This is a genomic window from Pseudomonas sp. WC1, assembly GCF_050586565.1.
Classification (GTDB): Bacteria; Pseudomonadota; Gammaproteobacteria; order Pseudomonadales; family Pseudomonadaceae; genus Aquipseudomonas.
This window is the reverse complement of the sequence record NZ_JBOBDQ010000040.1, coordinates 25,157-46,334: the sequence shown is the minus strand read 5'-3', so window position 1 is coordinate 46,334 and position 21,178 is coordinate 25,157. Positions and strand designations below refer to the sequence as shown.

Sequence of the window (21,178 nt, the reverse complement as noted above, 5' to 3'; positions counted from 1 at the left end):
AATGATCAGTCTGCGCAGGGTCGATGACCAGACGGCCGGCGTGCGTTCCTAGGCTGTGTGTTTGGATGAAGTGGAGCAGCAAGCAAAGACCTGGCGCAGCGCCGCTGACGCGACGCTGCGCCATTGCCTCAGGACGCCAGGATAAAGTCCGCCGCCGTCACGCTGGTCGCATCCCCCACCCCGACCAGGCGGATGGAGTCAGGCCCACCGAAACTCACCAGCGTATCGGCGCCCACATCGGCAATGCTGACGCTGCCGGCAAAGGTCGCCGCGGTAATGCTCAGTGCCGTGATATCCAGCCGGTCCTGGCCGCCTGCCGGGGCGGCGTCGAAACCGAACACCTGATCGGTGCCGAAGCCCGCCGCGAACTGGAAGATATCGTTGCCGTCGTTGGCGACCAGCGTGTCGTTGCCAGCCCCGCCACTGACGATGTCGTCACCGGCACCGCCATCGACGAAGTCATTGCCGTTGCCACCCTGCACCACATCGTTGCCGCCCCCGCCCAGCACCGTGTCGTCGCCATCGCCACCGGCCAGCACATCGATGCCGACGCCACCATCGAGGTTGTCGTTGCCGGCCCCGGCCTGCAGCGTATCGTTGCCAACGCCGCCATTGAGCGTGTCGTTGCCGTCACCGCCGTCGAGGCTGTCATCGCCACCACCACCGTTGAGGCTGTCCGCGCCAAGGCCACCGATCAACTGGTCGTTGCCGGCATCGCCATTGAGCGTGTCGTTGCCCGCGTTGCCGATGAGGGTGTCGTTACCACCGTCGCCCGTGAGCGTATCGTTGCCGACACCGCCGGTGATGACGTTGTTCAGCCCGTTGCCGGTGCCGACGAAATTGCCAGCGCCGGTGTAGGTCAGGTTCTCGACGTTGGCACCCAGGCTGTAGCTGGCCAGCGCGGTCAGCACGGTGTCGGTACCACCACCGCCTGCCTCGACCACCACATCCGAGGCAGAGTCGACAATGTAGGTGTCGTTGCCGGCACCGCCTACCATTCGGTCACCACCTGCCCCGCCATCGAGCCGGTCGTTGCCGGCAGCACCCGTGAGGGTGTTGGCCAGTGCGTTGCCTAAACCTGCGAAGTTGCCGTTGCCGGTGTAGGTGAGGTTCTCGACATTGGCGCCCAGTTGGTAGCTGAGCAGGCTGGTCTGCACCAGGTCGGTGCCGCCACCGGCCACCTCGATGACACTGTCGCCTACATTGTCGACCACGAAGGTGTCGTTGCCGAGGCCACCGTCCATGGCGTCCGCGCCAAGGCCGCCGTTGAGGGTGTCGTTGCCGTCCTCCCCGAACAGGAAGTCATCGTCGTCGCCGCCGTTGAGGATGTCGTTGCCCACCCCGCCGAACAGCTGGTCGACGGCCCCCAGGCCATTGAGCGTGTCGTTGCCGCCCAGGCCACGCAGCACATCGTTGCCGACGCCACCGGTGAGGGTATTCGCCGCATTGGTACCCACCAGCGTGACGCCACTCAGCAGGCGCACCGCGGTGGTCGCCGCGGAGGTCACCGTCTCCTGGGCGCCGAAGCCGTCGGTGTAGCGCACGATCACCCGCAGTTGCTGGTTGCCCTGGGCGAAGCCCGGGGTGTAGCTAGCTGCGGTGGCGCCGGCGATGTTGACGAAGTTGCCAGCCACGCCCTGCTGCCACTGGAAGCTGAAGGCCCCCAGCCCGTCGAGGTCGGCGATGCCGGCGGTTGAGGCAGTCAGCAGTTGCCCCTGGTCCGGCGTGGTATCGCTGATCAGCACCGCGCCGGTCGGCGCGTCGTTGACGTTGGCCACCGGGCCGAGGATGTCGCTGGCGGCGCGCTCGGCCACGCCGAAGGTGTCCACGTAGCCCACCTGCACCCGCACATGCTGGCCGACCTGGGGCTGGCCGAGGGTAAAGGTACTGGCAGTAGCGCCGCCGATGTCAAGCCAGCCCCCACCGTTGTTCATCTGCCATTGGAAGGTGAACGGCGCGCCACCGATACCATCGGCGTCGACGATGGTAGCCGGGTTGGCGGTCAGTACCTGGTTCTGCGCCAGCAGCCCGGCCACGGCGGGCCCGCTGCTGGGCGCGCTGTTGGCCGACGAATCGACAATCTCCAGAGTGCCCTTGGCGTCCTGGTAGACCGCACGTACACGAATGTTCAGGCCGGCGACATCGTCCGCCACCCGATAAGTGCTGCCGGTCACCCGCGAGGCTTCGCCGGCGGCAACGAAGGTGATGTCCTCATACACGCCCGTGCCGGGGATGCTCTCGACCTGCCAGTAGTAAGCCACCGGCCCGTTCAGCGCGCCGTTCGGGTTGCCCGCGCCCTGGTTGTCGGCATCGTGCACCGCCAGGTTGCTGACCCGCAGCAGTTGGCCCGCGACCGGTGTGTCATCGCGCAGGCCGCTGGCATCGTCGACGATCGCCAGGTGACCGGTAGGGCCGTTGTTGATGGCGCTGCCCACGCCCGAGGCCAGGGCGCCGTCGGCGAACTGCAGGCGCTCGATGCCAGTCAGGCGGTCGGCGCCGTCGCGCCCGACCACCGTGTCGGTGACGATCACGGTGTTGCCCTCGATGACGATACGGTAGTCGGTGGCAATGCCCGAGAACAGCGCGGTGTCGTACTGGTCGGTACCGCTGAGGATCTCCCGCACGATCACCAGCTGGCCGGGGTTGTAGGTGCCCTTGAGCATCAGTGGCACCATCGGTTCCATGCTGTCGAACGAAGCGATTTCCGCCCCGCTGCCGTCGTTGTTGGCACGCACGCTGATGCGCACGTTCAGCCACTTGTCGCCATCGAGGATGTCGTCGCCGCCACGCCCTTCGATCAGGTCGCTGCCGCTGCCGCCGAGGATGATGTTGCCGCCGTCGTAGAAGGTCGCGCCGGCGCGCAGCAGCCCGGCCAAGCCGTTGATCAGGCTGATGTTGGTGAGCACGCTGCCGGTGGCCCCGGCAGTCGGCAGCGAGGTGGCGTCCTCGTTGTCGCCGCGCAGGAAGTCGCCATGCGCCGAGCCCGAAAGGCCTTCCATGATGTCGAAGCGCACCAGCGCCGAGGCCCCCGAGCCCGGAACCGGCGGCACATCGAAGAAGCGGTCGCTGTAGTCGATGCTCACGCCCTGGGCCAGGCCCTTGAAGGTTGCCCAGTCATAGCCCGAGCCGCCGATGTAGCGATCGCCGAAGCCGAGGCTGCCGACCATGATGTCGTCACCGCCCTCGCCGTTGAACTTGTCGTTCTCGTTGCCGCCGACGAACACGTCGTTACCGATCACCGGGTCGTTGCCAAGCGGGTCGAAGTTGTCGCCGGGAGCCCCGTCCGAGGTACCCTTTTCGATCCAGTCATCGCCTTCGTTGCCCATGTCCTGCTCGTTGGCCTTGCTGCCGAGGATGAAGTCGTTGCCCTGGCCGCCGATGGCTTCGGAGGCATCCTCGCCGGTGACGATGAAGTCGTTGCCGAAGCCGCCGATGATCAGGTTGACGCCATTGCCACCATGCAGCACATCGTTGCCGTCTCCGCCCTGGATGTTGTCGTCGCCGCCCATGTCGCTGATGATGTCGTCGCCGGCGCCACCGCGCAGCTGGTCGTTGCCGTAGCCCCCTTCGATACGATCGTTGCCGCCATCACCCCAGACCGTGTCATCACCTTCGCTGGAAACGAGGATGTCATCGCCCTGGGTGCCGCCCAGCACGATGTGCTGGTCACCGGCATAGCGGATGTAGTTGCTGTCGGGGCCATCGGTCAGCGGGCTGTCGCGGAACACCACTTGCTGGCCGTTTTCACCCAGCGGGTCGGCGTTGCCCAGGCCATCGTTGTACTGCTTGTCGCGATCCAGTTCCAGGTAGAAACCGGGATCGGAGAACACCAGTCCCGGCAAGTGGGTGGCCGAGGTGTTGGCCATGATCAGCTTGGCGAACGAGTTGCTCTCAAGCTCCGCGTTCATCGACAGGCCGGCGGTGCGCTCCAGGTAGTAGAAACGGTCGCCGTCCTGGAGTTTCTCCAGCTGGTTCTCGAACACGAAATTGAAGGTGCTGCCGAGCATGCCGCCGAACGGCGTCTTGGCCTCGGCCAGACCGCCGATCCACAGGTCGATGGCATCGACGCCGGTCACCGTCACACCCTTGAGGTCATCGGCAGTGCCCATCACCCCATCCTTGCCGGCCAGGGTCACGTTGGCCCAGGTGCCGCTGCCGTTGAGGAAGTCCAGGCGGTCGCTCGGCGCGCCAGCGCCGCCGAATACCAGGGCCAGCGCCGCGGCACGCTTGTCGTCCAAGGTGATGGCCGAGGTGATGCTGCCGTGGGTGCCATAGGCTGCAATGAAGTTGATCAGCGACTCCGGATGCTTCAAGTGCTGCACCAGGTCGACCCAACTGGTATAGGGCTTGAGCTGGGTGTCTCCGGTCTGCCCGAAGATGTCGCGGCGCACGGCGTTGAGCGATGGGATGCCGACATCGCGGCCACGGGCGATGTTGATCGCCGGCAGGTCCAGTGGCAGGCCGAGCAGGTTGTTGCGCAGCGCCTCGGTGACGAACTCGTCGATCTCGTTGCCGGCCTGGCGGGTCACCCCACGCACGATGGCGCTGGTCGCCTCCTCCGGCGTCACGCCGCTGGCGGCATACGCCAACGGGTTGAGGAATGCCGCGATCAGGCCGAGCTGCTGCTCGGGGTTGGCGCTGGCCGGGTCACCGATCACTTTGAAGTCGATGTCGAAACGGTCGACGGTTTCGGTCAGCATCGAGTGACCGAAGCGGTACACGGTGTGCGCGAACTCGGCGACGATCGAGGCATCGAGGTCGACGTCGTAGACCTGGGTCGGGGCGAAGAACAAGTCCACGCGCGGCTGGATGGTACGGGCAAACTCCTCGAACACCAGGTGCTGGTACTGCATCTCGGTGCCGAACTTGGCCGCCTGGAACAACCGCTCGCCGTTCCACACCAGCGCATCGACCTCTGCCTGGCTGACAGGCAAGGCGCTGACCGGCGCGAGCAGCCATTCGTTGAGGAAGGCCAGGTCGCCCGAGTCGAGCACGGTGTCCTGGGTCTGCGCTACCAGCCGGTTGTGCTCGGCATGGAAGATCGCATGCACCGCCGTCAGACCGATGTTCTCGTTGACCCGGCCATCGCCGGCGATGTAGTGGGCGTCCAGCAGTTCGTTGTCGTAGGCCAGGTTGGCGCCGGTGTGCGGGTTGACCGGCACGGCATTGCCGGTGGCAGCGTCGGCGTCGGGGGCCAGCACTCCACCGGTGAACACTGGCACGGCATTGTGGGCGATATCGGCAAGGAACTGGTGGCCGGTGCGCACCGCGTTGGTCAGGTCGATCGGCGCCAGCGGGTTGCCCTCGACCAGCACGTCGTCAGCAGTGCCGCCCAGGCCGTCGGCGCCCTTCATCACCACCATCGGATAGCCATGCGGCCCTTTGATGAAGTTGCCATAGGCGTCGGTGGCCAACAGCGGCACATTGTCGACGTCGGCGTCGGTGAGGCGGAGGCCGAGAATGTCGTTGGCCTGGGCCTTGACCACCTTCCAGGTGGCCATGCCACCGATCTCGCTGTCGTCGCCGGTACCGAACTTGCCGTCGCTACCCAGGTCGCGGTTGGTGATCAGCCGGCCAGTGGTGATGGGACCGCTGGCGGTGAGCTGGTAGCCACGCAGGAACACCTGGTGCGAGGGGTGCGAGCTGTAGGTCTGGTTCTGGTCCACGAAGGGCGTGGTGGTGTTGCTGTGCTCATGGATGTCATCGGCGTTGCCGAGGATGCCGTCCGGCCCTGGCAGGTTGGTGGCTCGGGTCAGCACCATGAAGTTGGCGGCGCCGCCTGGCACGTACAGCGGATCGTCCGGCTGCAAGGGGATGAAGATGGTCCCCGAACCGCCCTTGGTGACCAGGTCCAGGCCATGGTCGAAGAACTGGCCGAAGAAGGTCATCCAGGCATTGAATGGCGCCGACAGCCCGGCATCCGCCGCAGTGTTCTCGAACAGGAAGACATCATGGTCGTCGCCGGTGCCGAACTGGCCGTCCATACCTGGGCTGGCGACCACCCGCACACCGTCCTTGAGCTGGTCGTCGTTGCCGGGGGTGCCGAAGTCCAGCACGCCGTTGGCGCCGGGGTCGTAGGCGCTGGCGTAGGCCGCCGGGTTGTTCGAAGTCTGGTCGACGATCAGGTTGCTGATGGTGCGTGGCTGCGAGTCGAACACGTAGCCGCTGGTCTGCTGGTAGGACGAGCCGGGAATGGCCGGCGAACCCGGACCGAAGAAGCCGGCGGGCGCGCCCTCGGCAGCGTTGAACACCGGGTCGGTCAGACGCGGGAAGACATGGTCGGCGGCGCCGTAGCCGGTGTGGTCGTGGCCATTGAGGTTCATCAGGTTGTTGTTAGAGCCGTCGACCGCACGCAGGCCCAGGGGCGCGCGGATGTTGGGGATCAACGAGAGTATGTCCTGACCGGCGGCGTGCGCCTCGGCAATCTTGATCTGGGCCAGGATGAAGTTGAGGTCGGAGCGGACCATGTGCAGGCCATCGCCCCCCGCGCTGGCATCGACCACCGGCGTCGGCGCAGTCGGCACCATGGGGGCGCCGGCCTCGACCACGCTGGTGGGCGCGCTGAACAGCACCTCGGTGGTGCCATGGCCGTCCTGGTAGATCGCCTTGACCCGCAGCGACAGCCCGGCCAGGTCCGGCGACACCTTGAACGCGGTGCCATCGGCGCTCTGGAACGCCAGGTCGCCGGCCGGCAGCAGGATGATGTCCTGGAACACGCCGCTGCCGGGGTCGGCCTCGAACTGCCAGAAGTAGGACACCGACGCGTTGGCCAGAGTACCCAGCGGGTTGCCCGCTGCGACATTGTCGCCATCGCGCACGCCGGCCATGCTCACGCTGAGGATATCGCCGACGGTGATCGCACCACCGTTGCCGTCGCTGAGGCTCGGGCTGCCGGTCGGCTGCGCGTTCAGCCCTGGCACCAGTACGCGCTGGGCATCGGCGAACTGCAGGCGCTCGATATGCAGCAGGGTATCGGTGCCGTCACGACCGGCCACGGTGTCGGTCACGGTCCACACATCGTCCGCCAGGTCGGCGGTACCACGGGTGTCCTGGGTCACCACGTACTCGGCCTGCACCCCGGAGAAGACCGCGGTGTCGAAGGCGGCGCCGCCGGTCGAGGTGCCGGGCAGGATCTCGCGGATGGCCTTGAGCTGGCCCGGGTTGTAGGTGCGGTCGAGCATGAACGGGATCATCTCGACCATGCTGTCGAAGCTGGCGATCTCGGGCCCTGTGTGGTCGACGTCATCCGCGGCGTAGACCGCGATGCGCACGTTGAGCCACTTGTCACCATCGATCAGGTCGTCACCGCCACGGCCTTCGATCAGGTCGCTGCCATTGCCGCCCAGCAGGATGTTGCCGGTGGCGAAGCCGGTAGTCGGCAGCCCGGCGTCGGCGAGGAACTGCGCCAACCCGCGGATCAGCGCAACATTGCTCAGGGCGCTGCCCGTCGTGCCACCATGGTTGAGGATGGTCACCGCATCGACGTCATCGCCCTTGAGCACGTCGGCGAACCGCGAACCGGACAGCCCTTCGACCTCGGCGAAGCGGTCGAGGATCGACGCCGGCGAGGCGCCGACCGGGTTGAACACCCCGGCGTTCTGGTTCGGCGCGTTGCCATGGGGCTGCGCCAGCGCGGCCAGGCTCAGGTCGGCGGTGACGCCGACCTGGTCGTTCTTGTAGGTGACCCAGTCGAAGCCGGACATACCGTCCATCTTGTCCTGGGCATCGCTGCCGACGAAGATGTCGTCGCCGCCCTCACCGATCATTTCGTCGAATCCGCCGCCACCGACGAAGATATCGTTGCCCACCACTTCATCGGTGAGTAGCGGCGCGAAGTTGTCGCCCGGTGCGCCGTCCTGGGTGCCCTTCTCGATCCAGTCGTCGCCCTCGTTGCCGGTGGGCGGCAGGTTGGTCTTGGCGCCAAGGATGAAGTCGTCGCCCTGGCCGCCGAAGGTGGTGCTGATGTCTTCGGTGGTGATGATGAAGTCCTGGCCATCGCCGCCAAGGATCAGGTTGCCGGCAGCAAGCATGCTGCCCGCCACGATTACATCGTTGCCGGCGTTGCCCTCCAGGCGGTTGTCGCCGAACGCATCGGTGATGATGTCGTCGCCTGCACCACCGAGGACGGCGTCGTTACCGGCGCCGCCCTCGAGGTAGTCGTTGCCGCCATCGCCATACAGCGTGTCGTCGCCTTCGCCGGAGATGATGATGTCGTCGCCCGAAGTACCGCCGAGCACCACATGGTCTTCGCCGGTGTAGTGCAGGTAGTTGCTGTCAGCGCCCTCGGTATCGGGATTGTCGCGGATCACCAGCGGCACGATCTCCACGCCGTTGATCTGCAGGCCGCCGGTAGGATCGGCGCGACCGTCACCGCCCAGCCCGGTGAACTGGTTGGCCTGGTTCACCTCCAGGGTGAAGGTCGGCGTCAGGAACACAGTGTTGGACAGGTGGGTGACATCCGAGTTGGCCATGATCAGCTTGGCGAACGAGTTGTTTTCCAGCTCCGCGCCGAAGTTCAGCCCGGCGGTACGCGCCAGGTAGTAGAAGCGGTCGCCGTTCTGCAGGGCCTCCAGCTGGGTCTCGAAGACGAAGTTGAAGGACGAGCCGAGCATGCCGCCGAAGGGCATCTTCTGTTCGGCCAGGCCGCCCACCCAGAAGTCGATGGCATCGACCCCGGTGACCGTCACCGCGGTCAGGTCGTCCGCGGTGCCCAGCACGCCGTCCTGGCCGGCCTTGGTCACATTGGCCCAGCTGCCGGTGCCATTGAGGAACTCCAGGCGGTCGGCGGGTGCGCCGCTGCCCCCCAGCACCAACGCCAGCGCCGCGGCGCGTTTGTCGGCCAGAGTCGCCGCCGAGGTGATGGTGCCATGGGTGCCATAGGCGGCGATGAAGTTGACCAGCGACGCCGGGTGCTTGAGGTGGTCGGCAAAGTCGACCCAACTGATATAGGGCTTGAGCTGGCTGTCGCCGGTCATCGCGTAGAACTCGCGCCGCGCCTCGTTGAGCGAAGGGATACCGGTATCACGACCACGCGCCAGGTTCAGCGCCGGCAAGTCCAGGGGCAGGCCTAGCAGGTTGTTGCGCAGCGCTTCGGTGACGAACTCGTCGATCTCGTTGCCGAGCTGGCGGGTCACGCCGCGGATGATCGCCCCGGCCGCCTCATCGGCGGTGGCACCGCTGCCGGCGAAGGCCAGCGGGTTGAGGAAGGCGGCGATCAGGCCCAGTTGCTGGTCCGGGTTGTCCGGGTCGCTGAGAATCGGATTGAACGCCGGGTCGAAGCGGTCGACGGTCTCGGTCAGCATCGAGTGGCCGAAGCGGTACACCACATGGGCGAACTCGGCGAGGATCGCCGGGTTGATCGAGGTGTCATAGCCGTTGGGCGCGAGGAACTCGTCGATCTGCGGCTGGAGGGTACGGGCGAACTCCTCGAACACCAGGTGCTGGTACTGCATCTCGGTACCGAACTTGGCAGCCTGGAACAGGCGCTCGCCGTTCCACACCAACGCAGCCACCTCGGCGGGCGTGGCGGGCAGTGCGACCACGTCGATGGCCAGCCACGCGTTGAGAAACGCCAGGTCGCCGGAGGCAAGCACGGTGTCCTTGGTCTGCTGGACCAGGCGGTTGTGCTCGGAGTGGAACACGTGGTGCACGGCGGTCAGGCCGATGTTCTCGTTGACCCGGCCGTCACCGGCGATGTAGTGGGCGTCGAGCAGTTCGTTGTCGTAGCTCAAGTTGTTGCCACCCGGGCCCATGGGCTGGGCATTGCCCACGGTAGTATCGGCGTCGGCCTGCAACACTCCGCCGACCAGCACCGGCTCGGCGTTGTGGGCGATGTCGTCGAGGAAGCCGTGGCCCGTGCTCACGGCATTGGCCAGGCTGATGGGCGCGGCGCGGTTGCCTTCGACCAGCTGGGTGACGTCATCGGCGGTCCCGGCAATGCCGTCGGCACCATTGCCCACGCGGATCACCACCTGCGGCATGCCGTTGGGCCCGCGCAGGAAGTTGCCATAGGCGTCGGTGGCCAGCAGTGGCACCCGATGCACGTCGGCGTCGGTCAGGTTGATGCCGAGAATGTCGCGGGCCTGGGCCTTGACCACGGCCCAGGTAGCCATGCCGCCATTCTCGGCATTGCCGTCGTCGCTGGTGCCGAACTTGCCATCGGCGCCCAGGTCGCGATTGGTAATCAGACGCCCGGTCGCCACCGGATGGCCGCTCGCGTCGAGGGCGTACTCGCGCAGGAACACCTGGTGCGAGGGGTGCGAACTGTAGGTCTGGCTCTGGTCGACAAAGGGCGAGGTAGTGTTGGGCTGGCCATCGTCGGCGGTGCCGAGCACGCCATCGGCGCCAGCCGTGCGCACGGCACGCGACAGCACCATGAAATTGGTCGGACTGTTGGCCACGTAAAGCGGATCATCAGGTTGCAACGGGATGAACACGATCTCGCTGCTGCTCTTGGTGACCAGGTCCAGGCCATGGTCGAAGAACTGGCCAAAAAAGGTCATCCAGGCGTTGAAACCGGCGGTCAGGCCAGCGTCCGGCGACTGGTTGGGGATGAAGAACACTGCTTTGTCGTCCGCGGTGCCGAACACCCCGTCGATGCCGGGGCTGAGCACCGGCGCAGCACCGCCGTTGGCCTCGACCGCGGCCGGGTTGCTGGCCGTCTGGTCGACGATCAGGTTGCTGATGGTGCGTGGCTGGCTGTCGACCACCATGCCGGTGCCGGCATAGGCCGCCCGGTACTGGGCATCCATCAGGCGCAGGAAGGCGTTGTCGGCGGCGCCGAATTCGCTTTGCCCGGCCACCAGGTTGTTGTAGCTGCCATCGACGGTGCGCAGGCCAAACGGCACCTGGCTGTTGGGCAGCAGGTCGATGAGGCTGGCGCCGTTGGCATGGGCCTCGGCGATGAAGATCTGCTGGAGGATGAATTGCAGGTCGGACTTGCTGAAATTGGCCATGTTGGCTGACCTCGATCTGTCGGGCGGCGGGCAGGCGCAGGCGCTCGCCACGCCCGGTCATTGGCGTGCACGGTTATGCGGTTCGGTTGTCTAGTAGCGAACACGGGCTCAGCCCGCCGCGCGGGATGCGAACCTGGAATTCGCGGGGTTCAGGGCTCGCCGACGATCAGGCGCGGCGCTCCCGGGCGGTGGGTGGGCCATGGTTTCGCGAGTGGAAGGGGAACGTCCTGTAGAGCCCATTCACTCGGCACAAGAACAGGAAACGAGTCATGTTCTGCTCCTACAGGAATGTCGACAGAGGATTCGCGGAGGGGTCGGGGCGACAGCAGGCCTGCGGCGAAAGTTCCCACGAACTGATTAAGACTAAAGTTGCGCTGCAAAATCTTGTCAATATTTCGTCAGCAAAAAAACCTTGCCAGCGATAATGGTTATCAACCCACTGTTTTTAATAGGAACTTGAAGGAACCGATAGAGCAAAAAGATATTACAGGATGTTTCTGAGGCGCCTACTCTGCTGCTTGTGGGCTGCTTGCACTGTATTCGGAAAACGCGCCAAAAGAGCGACCAACCTTTCTGCAAACCAGCAACCACAAGGCTTCTAGCCCGACCGCCGCAACGGCGGACGGCTTTTGCGAAGAGGGAGGCTCCCCCCGATGACCAGGCATCCAGGTACCCGCTCCGAGCTGGCCGAGGCAGTGTTTCATTTGCGACGCAGCTTCTATGCCCTGGCGGTGTTCAGTGGGGTGATAAACGTCATGATGTTGACACCTGCGGTGTACATGCTGCAGGTGTACGACCGCGCGTTGGTCAGCCGCAACCTCACCACCCTGGGCATGCTGACGGTGCTGGTGACGGGCCTGTTCCTGCTGATGACCGCCCTGGAGCTGCTGCGCAGCCGAGTACTGGTGCGGGTTGGCAATCGCCTGGACATGGCGCTGAACCGGCGCCTGTTCAGCGCCGCCTTCGAGCGCAACCTCAGCCGTGCCGGCGGCAGCCCCGGCCAGGCCCTGCAGGACCTGGCACAGGTGCGCCAGTTCCTCACCGGCAATGGCCTGTTCGCCTTCTTCGACGCGCCCTGGACACCTATCTACCTGCTGGTCGCCTACCTGATCCACCCATTGCTGGGGCTGGTCACGCTGGTCGGCTCGCTGATCCTCGCGGCCCTGGCCTGGCTCACCGAGAAAGCCACCAAGCAACCGCTGTCCGAGGCCAACCACGCCGCCCTCGCCTGCGCCCACTACGCCAACAACAACCTGCGCAATGCCGAAGTGATCGAGGCCATGGGCATGCTGCCGTCGATCAGCCAGCGCTGGTTCCAGAGCCACCTGCGCATCCTGCAGATGCAGACCCTGGCCTCCGACCGCGCCGCCGTCATCGGCAGCATCGGGCGCTTCGTGCGCATCACCTTGCAGTCGTTGATCCTCGGCACCGGCGCCCTGCTGGCCATCGAAGGCAAGATCACCCCCGGCATGATGATCGCCTGCTCGATCCTTACCGGCCGTGCGCTGGGCCCGGTGGAACAGGTGATCGCCGCGTGGAAACCGCTGCTCGGTTGCCGTCTGGCCTGGAGCCGCCTCAACGGCCTGCTGCAAGACTACCCGCAGCGCCCGCCGAGCATGTCGCTGCAACGGCCCGTGGGCATGCTTGCCGTGGAGAACGTCTACGCCGGGGCGCCCGGCACCAGCAACACCATCCTGCGCGGGGTCAGCCTGAGCCTGCTGCCAGGCGAAAGCCTCGGCGTCATCGGCCCCTCGGCGTCCGGCAAGTCGACCCTGGCCCGGCTGCTGGTCGGGGTATGGCCAGCCCAGGCCGGCAAGGTGCGCCTGGACGGCGCCGACATCTTCACCTGGAACAAACGCGAACTGGGCCCCTGGCTCGGCTACCTGCCCCAGGACGTGGAGCTGTTCGAAGGCAGCATCGCCGACAACATCGCCCGCTTTGGCGAGGTGGACAGCGACGCGGTCATCCGCGCCGCCAGGAGCGCCGGCGTGCACGACATGATCCTGCGCTTTGCGCAGGGCTACGACACCCGCCTGGACAGCGACGGCAGCCCGTTGTCCGGTGGCCAGAAGCAGCGCATCGCCCTGGCCCGTGCCTTGTACGGCGAACCCAACCTGATCGTGCTGGATGAACCGAACGCCAACCTCGACGACGTCGGCGAAAAAGCCCTGGTCGACGCCCTGGCCGAGCTCAAGGGCCGCGGCGCCACCGTGGTGTTGATCTCGCACCGCCCCAACGTGCTCTGCGCCGTCGACAAGGTACTGATGCTGCGCGATGGCGGCGTGCAGATGTTCGGCAGCCGCGACGAAGTGTTCGCCGCCCTGCGCACGGCCAGCGTCATCCCCGCTGGCACCGCGACCCCACTGGCCGCCGTCAAGGCAAGGGAGTGACCGATCATGTCCACCACCGCGCATACCGAACTGCTTGCCGCCAACACCGAGCTGCTTGACCTGGACGTTGGCAAACCCGTGCGCTGGGGCCTGTGGCTGGTGCTCGCCGGCTTCGGCGGCTTTCTCCTGTGGGCCTGGCTGGCGCCGCTGGACGCCGGCGTGGTCGCCACCGGCACGGTCAAGGTCACCAGCAACCGCAAGGCCGTGCAGCACCTGAGCGGCGGCACCGTGGAGGCGATTCTCGTGCACGAAGGCGAGCGGGTCGGCAAAGGCCAGCCGCTGGTACGTCTGGACGCCCTGCATGCGCAGGCCGAACAAGGCGCGGTCAGCGCCCAGTACATCGTCAGCAAGACCGTGGAAAACCGCCTGGAGGCCGAGCGGGACGGGCGCGACACGGTCATCTTCGCCCCCGAACTGCTCAGGCAATACGCAGGTGACCCGCGCCTGCTTTCAGCCATGGACCTGCAACAGCACCTGCTCGATACGCGCCGCGCGGGGCTCGCCGGAGAGATCAGCATCCTCGAAGAGAACCTCGCCGCCTCGGCGGCGCAGCTCAAGGGCCTGCAGCAGGTGTACGGCGCACGCGCCTCGCAGATCGGCTTCCTCGGCCAGGAGCTGCAAGGCACTCGCATGCTCGCGGCCGAAGGTTACGTGCCGCGCAACCGCCTGCTCGAGCTCGAGCGCAGCAACGCAGAGCTCTCCGCCGGGCAAGCGGAGAACCTCAACAACATTGCCCGTGTGCGCAGCCAGGTCACCGAGCTCAAGTTGCGCGTGCTGCAACGTCGCCACGACTACCTCAAGGAAGTGCAGTCGCAGTTGACCGACACCGCCAAGGAGAGCACCACCCTGGCCGACCGCCTGCGCGCCCTGGACGACGAGGTGACTCACACAGTCATCCGCGCGCCCATCGACGGTATGGTCCAGGCCCTGGGCATCGCCACCGTTGGCGGGGTGGTGCAGCCCGGCGCGCGGATCATGGAGGTGGTCCCGCTCGACGAGCCGCTGCAGGTCGACGCGATGATACCGGTGCAGGCTATCGACAAGATGACGCCGGGGCTGGCCGTGGACATCGCCTTCCCCGCTTTCAACCATGCCAGCACGCCGAACATCCCCGGGCGCGTGCTGACCGTCTCCGCCGACCGCCTGCTCGACGAGGAGAGCAAGCAGCCGTTCTACCTGGCCCAGGTGGAGGTCACGGCCGATGGCATGGCCTTGCTCGGCAGCAACCATATCCGCCCCGGCATGCCCGCCACCGTCACCATCAAGACCGGCGAGCGCAACCTGCTGAGCTACCTGCTCAAGCCCCTGCTCGAACGCGTCGACGCCGCGTTCAAGGAGCAATGAGATGAACCGCCACTGCCTTGGCCTGTGCCTGCTGGCGCTGGCGTTGCCGGCCGCCGCCATGGACCTCAGGCAGGCCTGGGACCTGCTGCAGTACCAGGGGCCGATCTACCGCGCCGCGGTGCATGAACAGCAGGCCGGCCTGGAAAACCGCGCCATCGGCCAGGCCGGCCTGCTGCCGCAGGTCAACGCATCGGCCTACGCCAACCGCATCGACGGCAGCCAGCGCCAGCACGGCATCGACAATGACCTCGACTACGACTCCACCGGCGCCAACCTGCGCCTGCGCCAGCCGCTGTTCAACAAGCAGAAAATGGCTGAATACCGTCAGGGCCAGCAGCGCGCCGACTACAGCGTCGCTGTGTTCGATGCCAAGAGCCAGGACGCCGCCGTGCGCCTGGCCGACAGCTACTTTGACGTGCTCCTCGCTAGCGAGACCATCACCCTGGCCCGCGCCAAGCTCGCCTCCTTCGAGGAACAGCTCACCTCGGCCCGGCGACGCATGCAGCTGGGTGCCGGCACCGTCACCGATATCGACGAGTCCCTGGCCCGCCGCGACCTTGCCGAAGCCCAGCTGATCGAGGCCCAGGACGACCTGGCCAATGCCAGCCGCAAGCTGGCCGAATACATCGGCGAGACACCGGCGTCGCTGACCACCCTGCAAACAGATTTCGCCACCCCGCCGCTGCTGCCGGACAACCTGCGCGACTGGCTGGCCCGGGCCCAGGCCGACAGCCCATTGATCCATGCGCGCCAGCACAGCTACGCGCTGGCCGAGGAAGAGTTCAAGCGTGCCAAGGCCGGTCACTGGCCAACCCTGGACTTCGTCGCCGGCTACACCGCCGGCAAGAGCCAGTCGATATCCGAGCTCAACCAGCGCAACCACTACAGCTCGATCGGCCTGGAGCTGAACATCCCGCTGTACAGCGGTGGCGGTGTCAGCGCGCTGAGCCGGCAGGCCAGTGCCAACAGTGCCAAGGCCCTGGACGAGCTCGACGCCACACGCCAGGAAGTCATCACCGGCACCACCCGCGAGTTCCGCGGCGTGCAGAGCGGAGCCCTGCGCGTGCACGCGCTGGAGCGGGCGGTCGCCTCCAACGAACGCTCGCTGCTCTCGGCGCGCAAGGGTTTCAGCGCGGGCGGCACCAGCACCAATGCCGATGTGCTCAACGCCGAGGAGTTGCTGTTCGTGGCACGCCATGACCTGTTCGAGGCCAAGCTGCATTACCTGATGTCACGGCTGCGCCTGGCGTCTTCGGTGGGCAGCCTGGGAGATGACGACATCGACCAGATCAACCGCTACCTGGGGCCGGAGTTGTTGGTGACGAACTGAAATCTGCATACCTGCTCATTCAGCGCTATTTGGCCAGATGCCAGCCTTATCAGCGCTGCGATCTGCAAGGCACGTCAGGGGACGTCCAGAAATGCAACTGAAGCGTTCCATGTCAGGCGTACTGCTCGCAACTGGGTGCATCATCTCGTTGCTACCCGTGTTGTACGTCAACGATGGACTCGATCTGTTCGAGTCAACGCAAAGCCTGGGCACACCCCGCATAGAGATCCATGTCGACGACGCCTGCAACTCGGTTGCCGAGGTGACTGCCATGATGGAGGTGCTGCCATTCCAGTCAGCGCTCACCATCCAAGCACTGCCGTCGGAGCACCCCAGCTGCAGTACCCCGCCCTATGCACTGATCACCACCGAAAACCTGGTGCTTCACTTGGAGGAAGGCCGGATCATTCCTCGTGGTTTCTCACTCAACGATGGGCCGAGTATCGTAACCCGAGGGACACTGAAGAGGGCCATGGGTGAATCTTCGTCATTTGCCGTACACCTTGCAGGAGATGTCTCTAACCCTCAAGGCAGCTTCCGCCTGGCCGCTGATGCAATGGACGCCGGATTCGGTCAAGTTTCAGCCCAGGTTCAGCTCGCCACCCGAAATCTGCGCTGCCAGGACGCTGTCTCGGGCCAACCGAACCAGAATGGAAAGCCTGACGATCTCAATTGCGGGCCCCCCTTGCGGGGAGCGCTGTTGTACGTATCCTCGGTGTTTGAATTGACCTCCGCGCTCCCTCCTGTTCAAGGTCTGTCGATGGGGCCGAACATCGGGCGTGGTGATGATGTCGAACACCGTTATTTCGCCACGACCCGGCTATCGTGGTCCGGGAAGCCAACAGCACGTTCCAGTGACATCCAGGGTGCATTGACAGGCTTCGAGATCCACCTGCAAAAACGCCACAGCGTAGCTCAGCGCCTGTTCGTGACCATCAGCTGTTCTACCCTGTTCGGTGCGTTCCTTTCCATGCTCATGGGCTTGTTCATGCCGCCCGCCGGCACCTTGAGCACGCATGACAGCGATGGGCCTGTCGGGACACCTCCCTCCACCCTCTCATCTGGCACGCCCGAGGCGAGAGTACCTGCCGAGGAAGACTCCACGATTGCACCCACACAGGACCAGGACGACAAATCATCCTGAGCGTTGGTCCGCAACCAGCCTGGAAGAGGCGTGCCCCACGACATCCGCCCACGGATTGGCGATACTACGCGGCCCTCATCCATGAAAAGGACTTCGCTGATGAAGCGACTGCTTACCCTCGCCCTCCTCACCCTGGCCATCGCCGGCTGCGACAAGGCCGAACAGACCGCCGCAGTGTCTGGCCAATGCGCCAAGGACACCGACTGCAAAGGTGAGCGCATCTGTGAGAGTGGACAGTGCGTCAACCCCCAGCCGCAACCCGCGCTGCTGGCCAAACCGGCCACCGCGCCGCTGGCGCCGAGCATCGCCTACGAGCCGCTGCCAGTCGGCGACGAAGGCGCCGGGCCGTTCACCGTGCAAGGCATGGAACTGGGCACTGCACTGAACTACCAGTCCCGGGCGGGCGTGATGAACGTCATGGAGGCCGTCGTCGCCGATGCCGAAAGCACCGGCTACGTCGCCATCGAAAAGGCCTATACCTTCGGCCCCAACCGCTATGTACTCGTGGTTTCCACGGGCGAAGGCGGCAATGCCTGCCCGGCGTCCACCTATGTCTTCAGCTTCGATACCAGCGGTGAGTACGTGGACGGCAAGGCCGAAGTGGAAGGCTGTTCGGAAATGGTCGAAAGCATGGCCGAGGGCAACAAGCTGACCATCAAGAAGGACGGCGCCGCGACCGTGGTGTACAACGGCCAGGTGAAGTAAGTGACTGGCGCGTGCGGTACGTTGCAGGTCCCGACAACACGCTGTTCAGCCGTTGAAACAGACGGACTCAGGCCGGCACCACGTTGACCCAGAACCCCAGCACCCGCAGGACCCGGACTGGCAGCACTTCGCTCAGCAGCGTCAGGCTGTCGTCCGGCTGGTCGAGGGACAACGATCTGCTGACCTGCAATCCCGCGACCCGCGGGTCGCACCTGAGCACGCCGGGGCGATAGTTGTCGAGCTCCTCCAGCACCTCGGCCAGGGGCATGTGCTCGGCCACCAGGTGCCCGTGGGTCCAGGCTCCAGCACCATCCGGCAGCGCAGCTCTCGGTGTGCAGCCCTTGTCGCCGAACAGTTGCTGCCAACCGCCTTCCAGTACCACCGGCGCTGCCGAACCACACGCGATCGACGCCACGCCATCAAGCATCTGCACCAGGGTGACGCCGGCCTGTTGCTGAACGATTAAGCGTGCCGCCTGCCCCGGCAGAATGCATATCTGCGCAGTTCGCAGGCTGACTCCAGCGCCCTGCGTCACCTCCAGCAACACCCGCCCACGTTGCAAGGTCACGGCGCGGTCAACGCTGTCCAGCGCGCTGCGGCTGTCCAGTAGCACTGAAAGGCCCGACGCCAGCCGCCAGCCACGTCGTTGCCCGGTGCCAGTGGCGCAATCGCTGAACAGGGTTGGCAGCGCGCCGCACTTGCTCGCGCCATAGCCACTGGCGAGGAGCGCACCGGCCACGCTCAGTCCGCCGAGCAATGCCCGCCGCGATACCTTCGCCCCGCCACTCCAGGTGCCCAGCGGCTCGGCGCCATTGTTCTGGATCAGGTCCAGAGCCGGCTCGCGGTTGGTTGAAGACATACGACGACTCTCTGGGGAGGGCGAAAGGCGCTTATGATAATTCTTATCATTTACTTTCTGCCAGTTGCTTCAATCCACTCCAAAGGCAGGCTTTCAAGACGCTGGCCACAGCGCTTGCTGCAGACAACCGGAGAGCAAGCCCCGGGGCACGCGCCGCTCCAGAACTTTTTCCATTTTGCCGGTCTATTGGGTGAGTGCGTTCCACGGTTGTTCCAACAGCTACCGAACGCACGTTCAACTGCCAATCAGAGGTTGTCTTCACTCATGAAAATCCCTGCCCCATACATGCTGCTCGTTGGCCTGTTCGCACTCGCGACCGCAGGCTCGGCAACCGCCGCAGCGATGAAGACTTCGACACCTCCCTCCCATACCCTCGACCTGGCGGACCGAAAGGCCACTGAAACCCCTTGGCCAAGCCTGGCAAGCGCGCCATCGGCACCGCTGCTGGCCCATGACGACCGCTACCGCCACGACGAGCGCTGGCATGACCACCGCGACGACTGGCGCCGGGAGCAGTGGCGCCGCGAGCAATGGCGCCGGGAGCAGCACCGCCGGGCAATGGAGCGGCAACGCTACTGGGACCGCCACCATGATCGCGCCCTGCACCATCGCTATGACGACGACCGCCGCTACTATCGCCGTTGAGCAGCAGCCCTGTGTATGCAGCCCCGCGCTAAAGCTCCACTGGGGCTGGAGGCCACCGCGACGCTTCGCTGGAACATCTTGAAAAATCCTGCAGGCCCGACCGGTTGGGTGGCAATCTAGGGCGCGCAGCAAACACTCTTCAGGATATTCAAGGGAGTCATGCACTCATGCCTGCAATGGATCGCATTTTTCATGACCTTCACCAGCAAGAGCTGTTGATGCTGGCCAATGTGGCGGACGCCGGCGGTGCACGCCTGGTCGGGAGCGTTCGAGTAGCCGCCTTCGATATCCACGGTTTCCTCCACGGTGCCATGCGCGGCCTGATCCAGCGCTTCCTGCAGAGCGGGCAGCTCGAGACCAGCGGGTTGAAGGCCCACAGCAATGCAGAACTCAACGCACTGATGGCACCTCCCCAACGGTAGGGAAAGCCTGTAAATGCTGAACAGCACCTGACCCTCATGGGTTCGTGTGAGCTGGTCAAGGCCTTGCTCTACGTGGACGGTGGCGGATGTTCTAAAGGGAAGAGCAAGCGCTCCACCACCGTGGGCTGATCACCTTCGGCCCACTGGACGATTAGCCGGAATCGCCCTAGCATCGGCGCCCCCATGGCCTCACTCACGGACGATCATGCACCCCGCCGCCCGCCTGCTTGCCCTGTTCGCCCTGTCCACCCTGGTCAGCGCCTGCAGTCTCAATGGTACCTATATCGACAGCGCCCGCCCGGATGCCGCCAAGCTGCGTTACATCTCGGGCAATGGCAGCGCCACCCTGGACCTGTTCGACAGCGCGCGCTGTGAAGCCCGGACCACCGGCATGCTCAACAACCTGTTCGTGCCCGACTCTCGCCGGCGGGCCGACATGAGCGTGCCGCCGCCAGCAAACAGCAACAGCTACTACGAGATCCGCCTCGAACCCGGCCAGCCGGTACATGTTCGCGCCAACACCCAGGGCGCAACCACGGTCTGCTCGGCCTCGTTCACCCTGACACCTCAGGCAGGCTCCGAGTATGAACTGAGCTTCGACCAGTCACCTGGCTACTGCCAGGCGGCACTGGTGCGTCTGCAACGCGTCGAGGGCAAGGACCAGCGCCAGCCCTATCCGATGATCGACACCATCCCAAGCGCCTGCCGGGGTACCTCAGCGTTGTTCCCGAAACAACCCACACCGCTGCCCGATACCCCCCGGCGCACCGCGTTGATCGATAGCATCATCCACGACAGCGTCACCCCGGAGATGGAGCAACTGACCACGTTGCGCACTGCCGTCGCCATCACTCGTCAAACCTCTCCCGAAGCCCAGGTAGCGGCACGCAAGCGGGAACTGGGCCTCGATCTGCCAGAGGCCTACTGGCAGCAGTACCAGCAGAATCTGCAGAGGCTCGCCGAGGCGCTCGCCAACCTCAAGGCACGTACGCTAGAGCGCTACGACGCCGACAGCCGCGCCTATCTGCGTAGCGTGCGCGACGAGCAGCTACAGGTCTGGGCCGGTGGCAACAACGACGCAGGCCTGCGCAGCAAGGCCCAGCGCATGCGCGACATGGCGTACTATTACAACTATGTCCTGCAAGAGACGGTCGCGCAGATCAGCCTCGAACACTTGCGCAGCATGGCTGAACTGGATCAACGCGAAGGGGTTTGCCAGCGCTTCGCCGGATGCTGGAGGCTGTAGGCAGTCACCCGAGCGCAAGTCTGTCCCATGCTAGTGATCGCCGCCCCCTTGAACCTCGGCCTCAGCTCCCTGAGGCCAGCCACCAACCCGCCGGCTCCATCAGCCTAGGCGCAGCCCGGCACCTGCCTGCGCAAAGGT

General features: G+C 65.4%; 9 protein-coding genes and 1 pseudogene. 8 read left to right on the top strand and 2 right to left on the bottom strand.

The genetic code is table 11. The features are described from left to right. Nucleotides 1–128: 128 nt before the first annotated feature. Complete coding sequence (locus ACQ4OD_RS17970) at nt 129–10,955, bottom strand: peroxidase family protein (protein WP_430944690.1); 10,827 nt, start codon at nt 10,953–10,955, stop codon at nt 129–131. Nucleotides 10,956–11,608: 653 nt separating this feature from the next. Here ACQ4OD_RS17970 and ACQ4OD_RS17965 point away from each other — a divergent pair. The 5 genes from ACQ4OD_RS17965 (at nt 11,609) to ACQ4OD_RS17945 (ending at nt 17,868) form a co-directional block, all read left to right on the top strand. Continuing rightward, a complete protein-coding gene (locus tag ACQ4OD_RS17965; RefSeq protein WP_258598518.1) occupies nt 11,609–13,345 on the top strand; it encodes a type I secretion system permease/ATPase in 1,737 nt (578 codons plus the stop codon). Between the two features lie 6 nt (nt 13,346–13,351). After that, complete coding sequence (locus tag ACQ4OD_RS17960; protein WP_258598520.1) at nt 13,352–14,689, top strand: HlyD family type I secretion periplasmic adaptor subunit; 1,338 nt, start codon at nt 13,352–13,354, stop codon at nt 14,687–14,689. A 1-nt stretch (nt 14,690) separates the two neighbouring features. Beyond that, nucleotides 14,691–16,019 carry a TolC family outer membrane protein gene (locus tag ACQ4OD_RS17955; RefSeq protein ID WP_430944689.1) on the top strand — a complete coding sequence of 443 codons (1,329 nt, stop codon included), beginning with the start codon at nt 14,691–14,693 and terminating at the stop codon, nt 16,017–16,019. A 91-nt stretch (nt 16,020–16,110) separates the two neighbouring features. Continuing rightward, complete coding sequence (locus tag ACQ4OD_RS17950; RefSeq protein WP_430944688.1) at nt 16,111–17,163, top strand: hypothetical protein; 1,053 nt, start codon at nt 16,111–16,113, stop codon at nt 17,161–17,163. A gap of 99 nt (nt 17,164–17,262) precedes the next feature. Next, on the top strand, nt 17,263–17,868 hold the full coding sequence (locus tag ACQ4OD_RS17945; protein ID WP_258598525.1) for a hypothetical protein: 606 nt from the start codon (nt 17,263–17,265) through the stop codon (nt 17,866–17,868). Between the two features lie 67 nt (nt 17,869–17,935). Here the strand turns inward: ACQ4OD_RS17945 and ACQ4OD_RS17940 are convergent, their stop codons facing one another. Continuing rightward, a complete protein-coding gene (locus tag ACQ4OD_RS17940; RefSeq protein ID WP_258598527.1) occupies nt 17,936–18,727 on the bottom strand; it encodes a FecR domain-containing protein in 792 nt (263 codons plus the stop codon). A 264-nt stretch (nt 18,728–18,991) separates the two neighbouring features. Here ACQ4OD_RS17940 and ACQ4OD_RS17935 point away from each other — a divergent pair, with 264 nt between their 5' ends. The 3 genes and pseudogenes from ACQ4OD_RS17935 to ACQ4OD_RS17925 all read left to right on the top strand — a co-directional run bounded on the left by ACQ4OD_RS17935 (nt 18,992) and on the right by ACQ4OD_RS17925 (nt 21,040). Next, nucleotides 18,992–19,372 (top strand): hypothetical protein, encoded by a 381-nt coding sequence (locus ACQ4OD_RS17935; RefSeq protein ID WP_198755186.1) that lies wholly within the window; start codon nt 18,992–18,994, stop codon nt 19,370–19,372. A gap of 167 nt (nt 19,373–19,539) precedes the next feature. After that, nucleotides 19,540–19,632, top strand: a pseudogene (locus ACQ4OD_RS17930) (isocitrate lyase/PEP mutase family protein); the annotation flags it as partial. Nucleotides 19,633–19,999: 367 nt separating this feature from the next. Then, a complete protein-coding gene (locus ACQ4OD_RS17925; RefSeq protein ID WP_139672005.1) occupies nt 20,000–21,040 on the top strand; it encodes a hypothetical protein in 1,041 nt (346 codons plus the stop codon). Nucleotides 21,041–21,178: the final 138 nt, after the last annotated feature.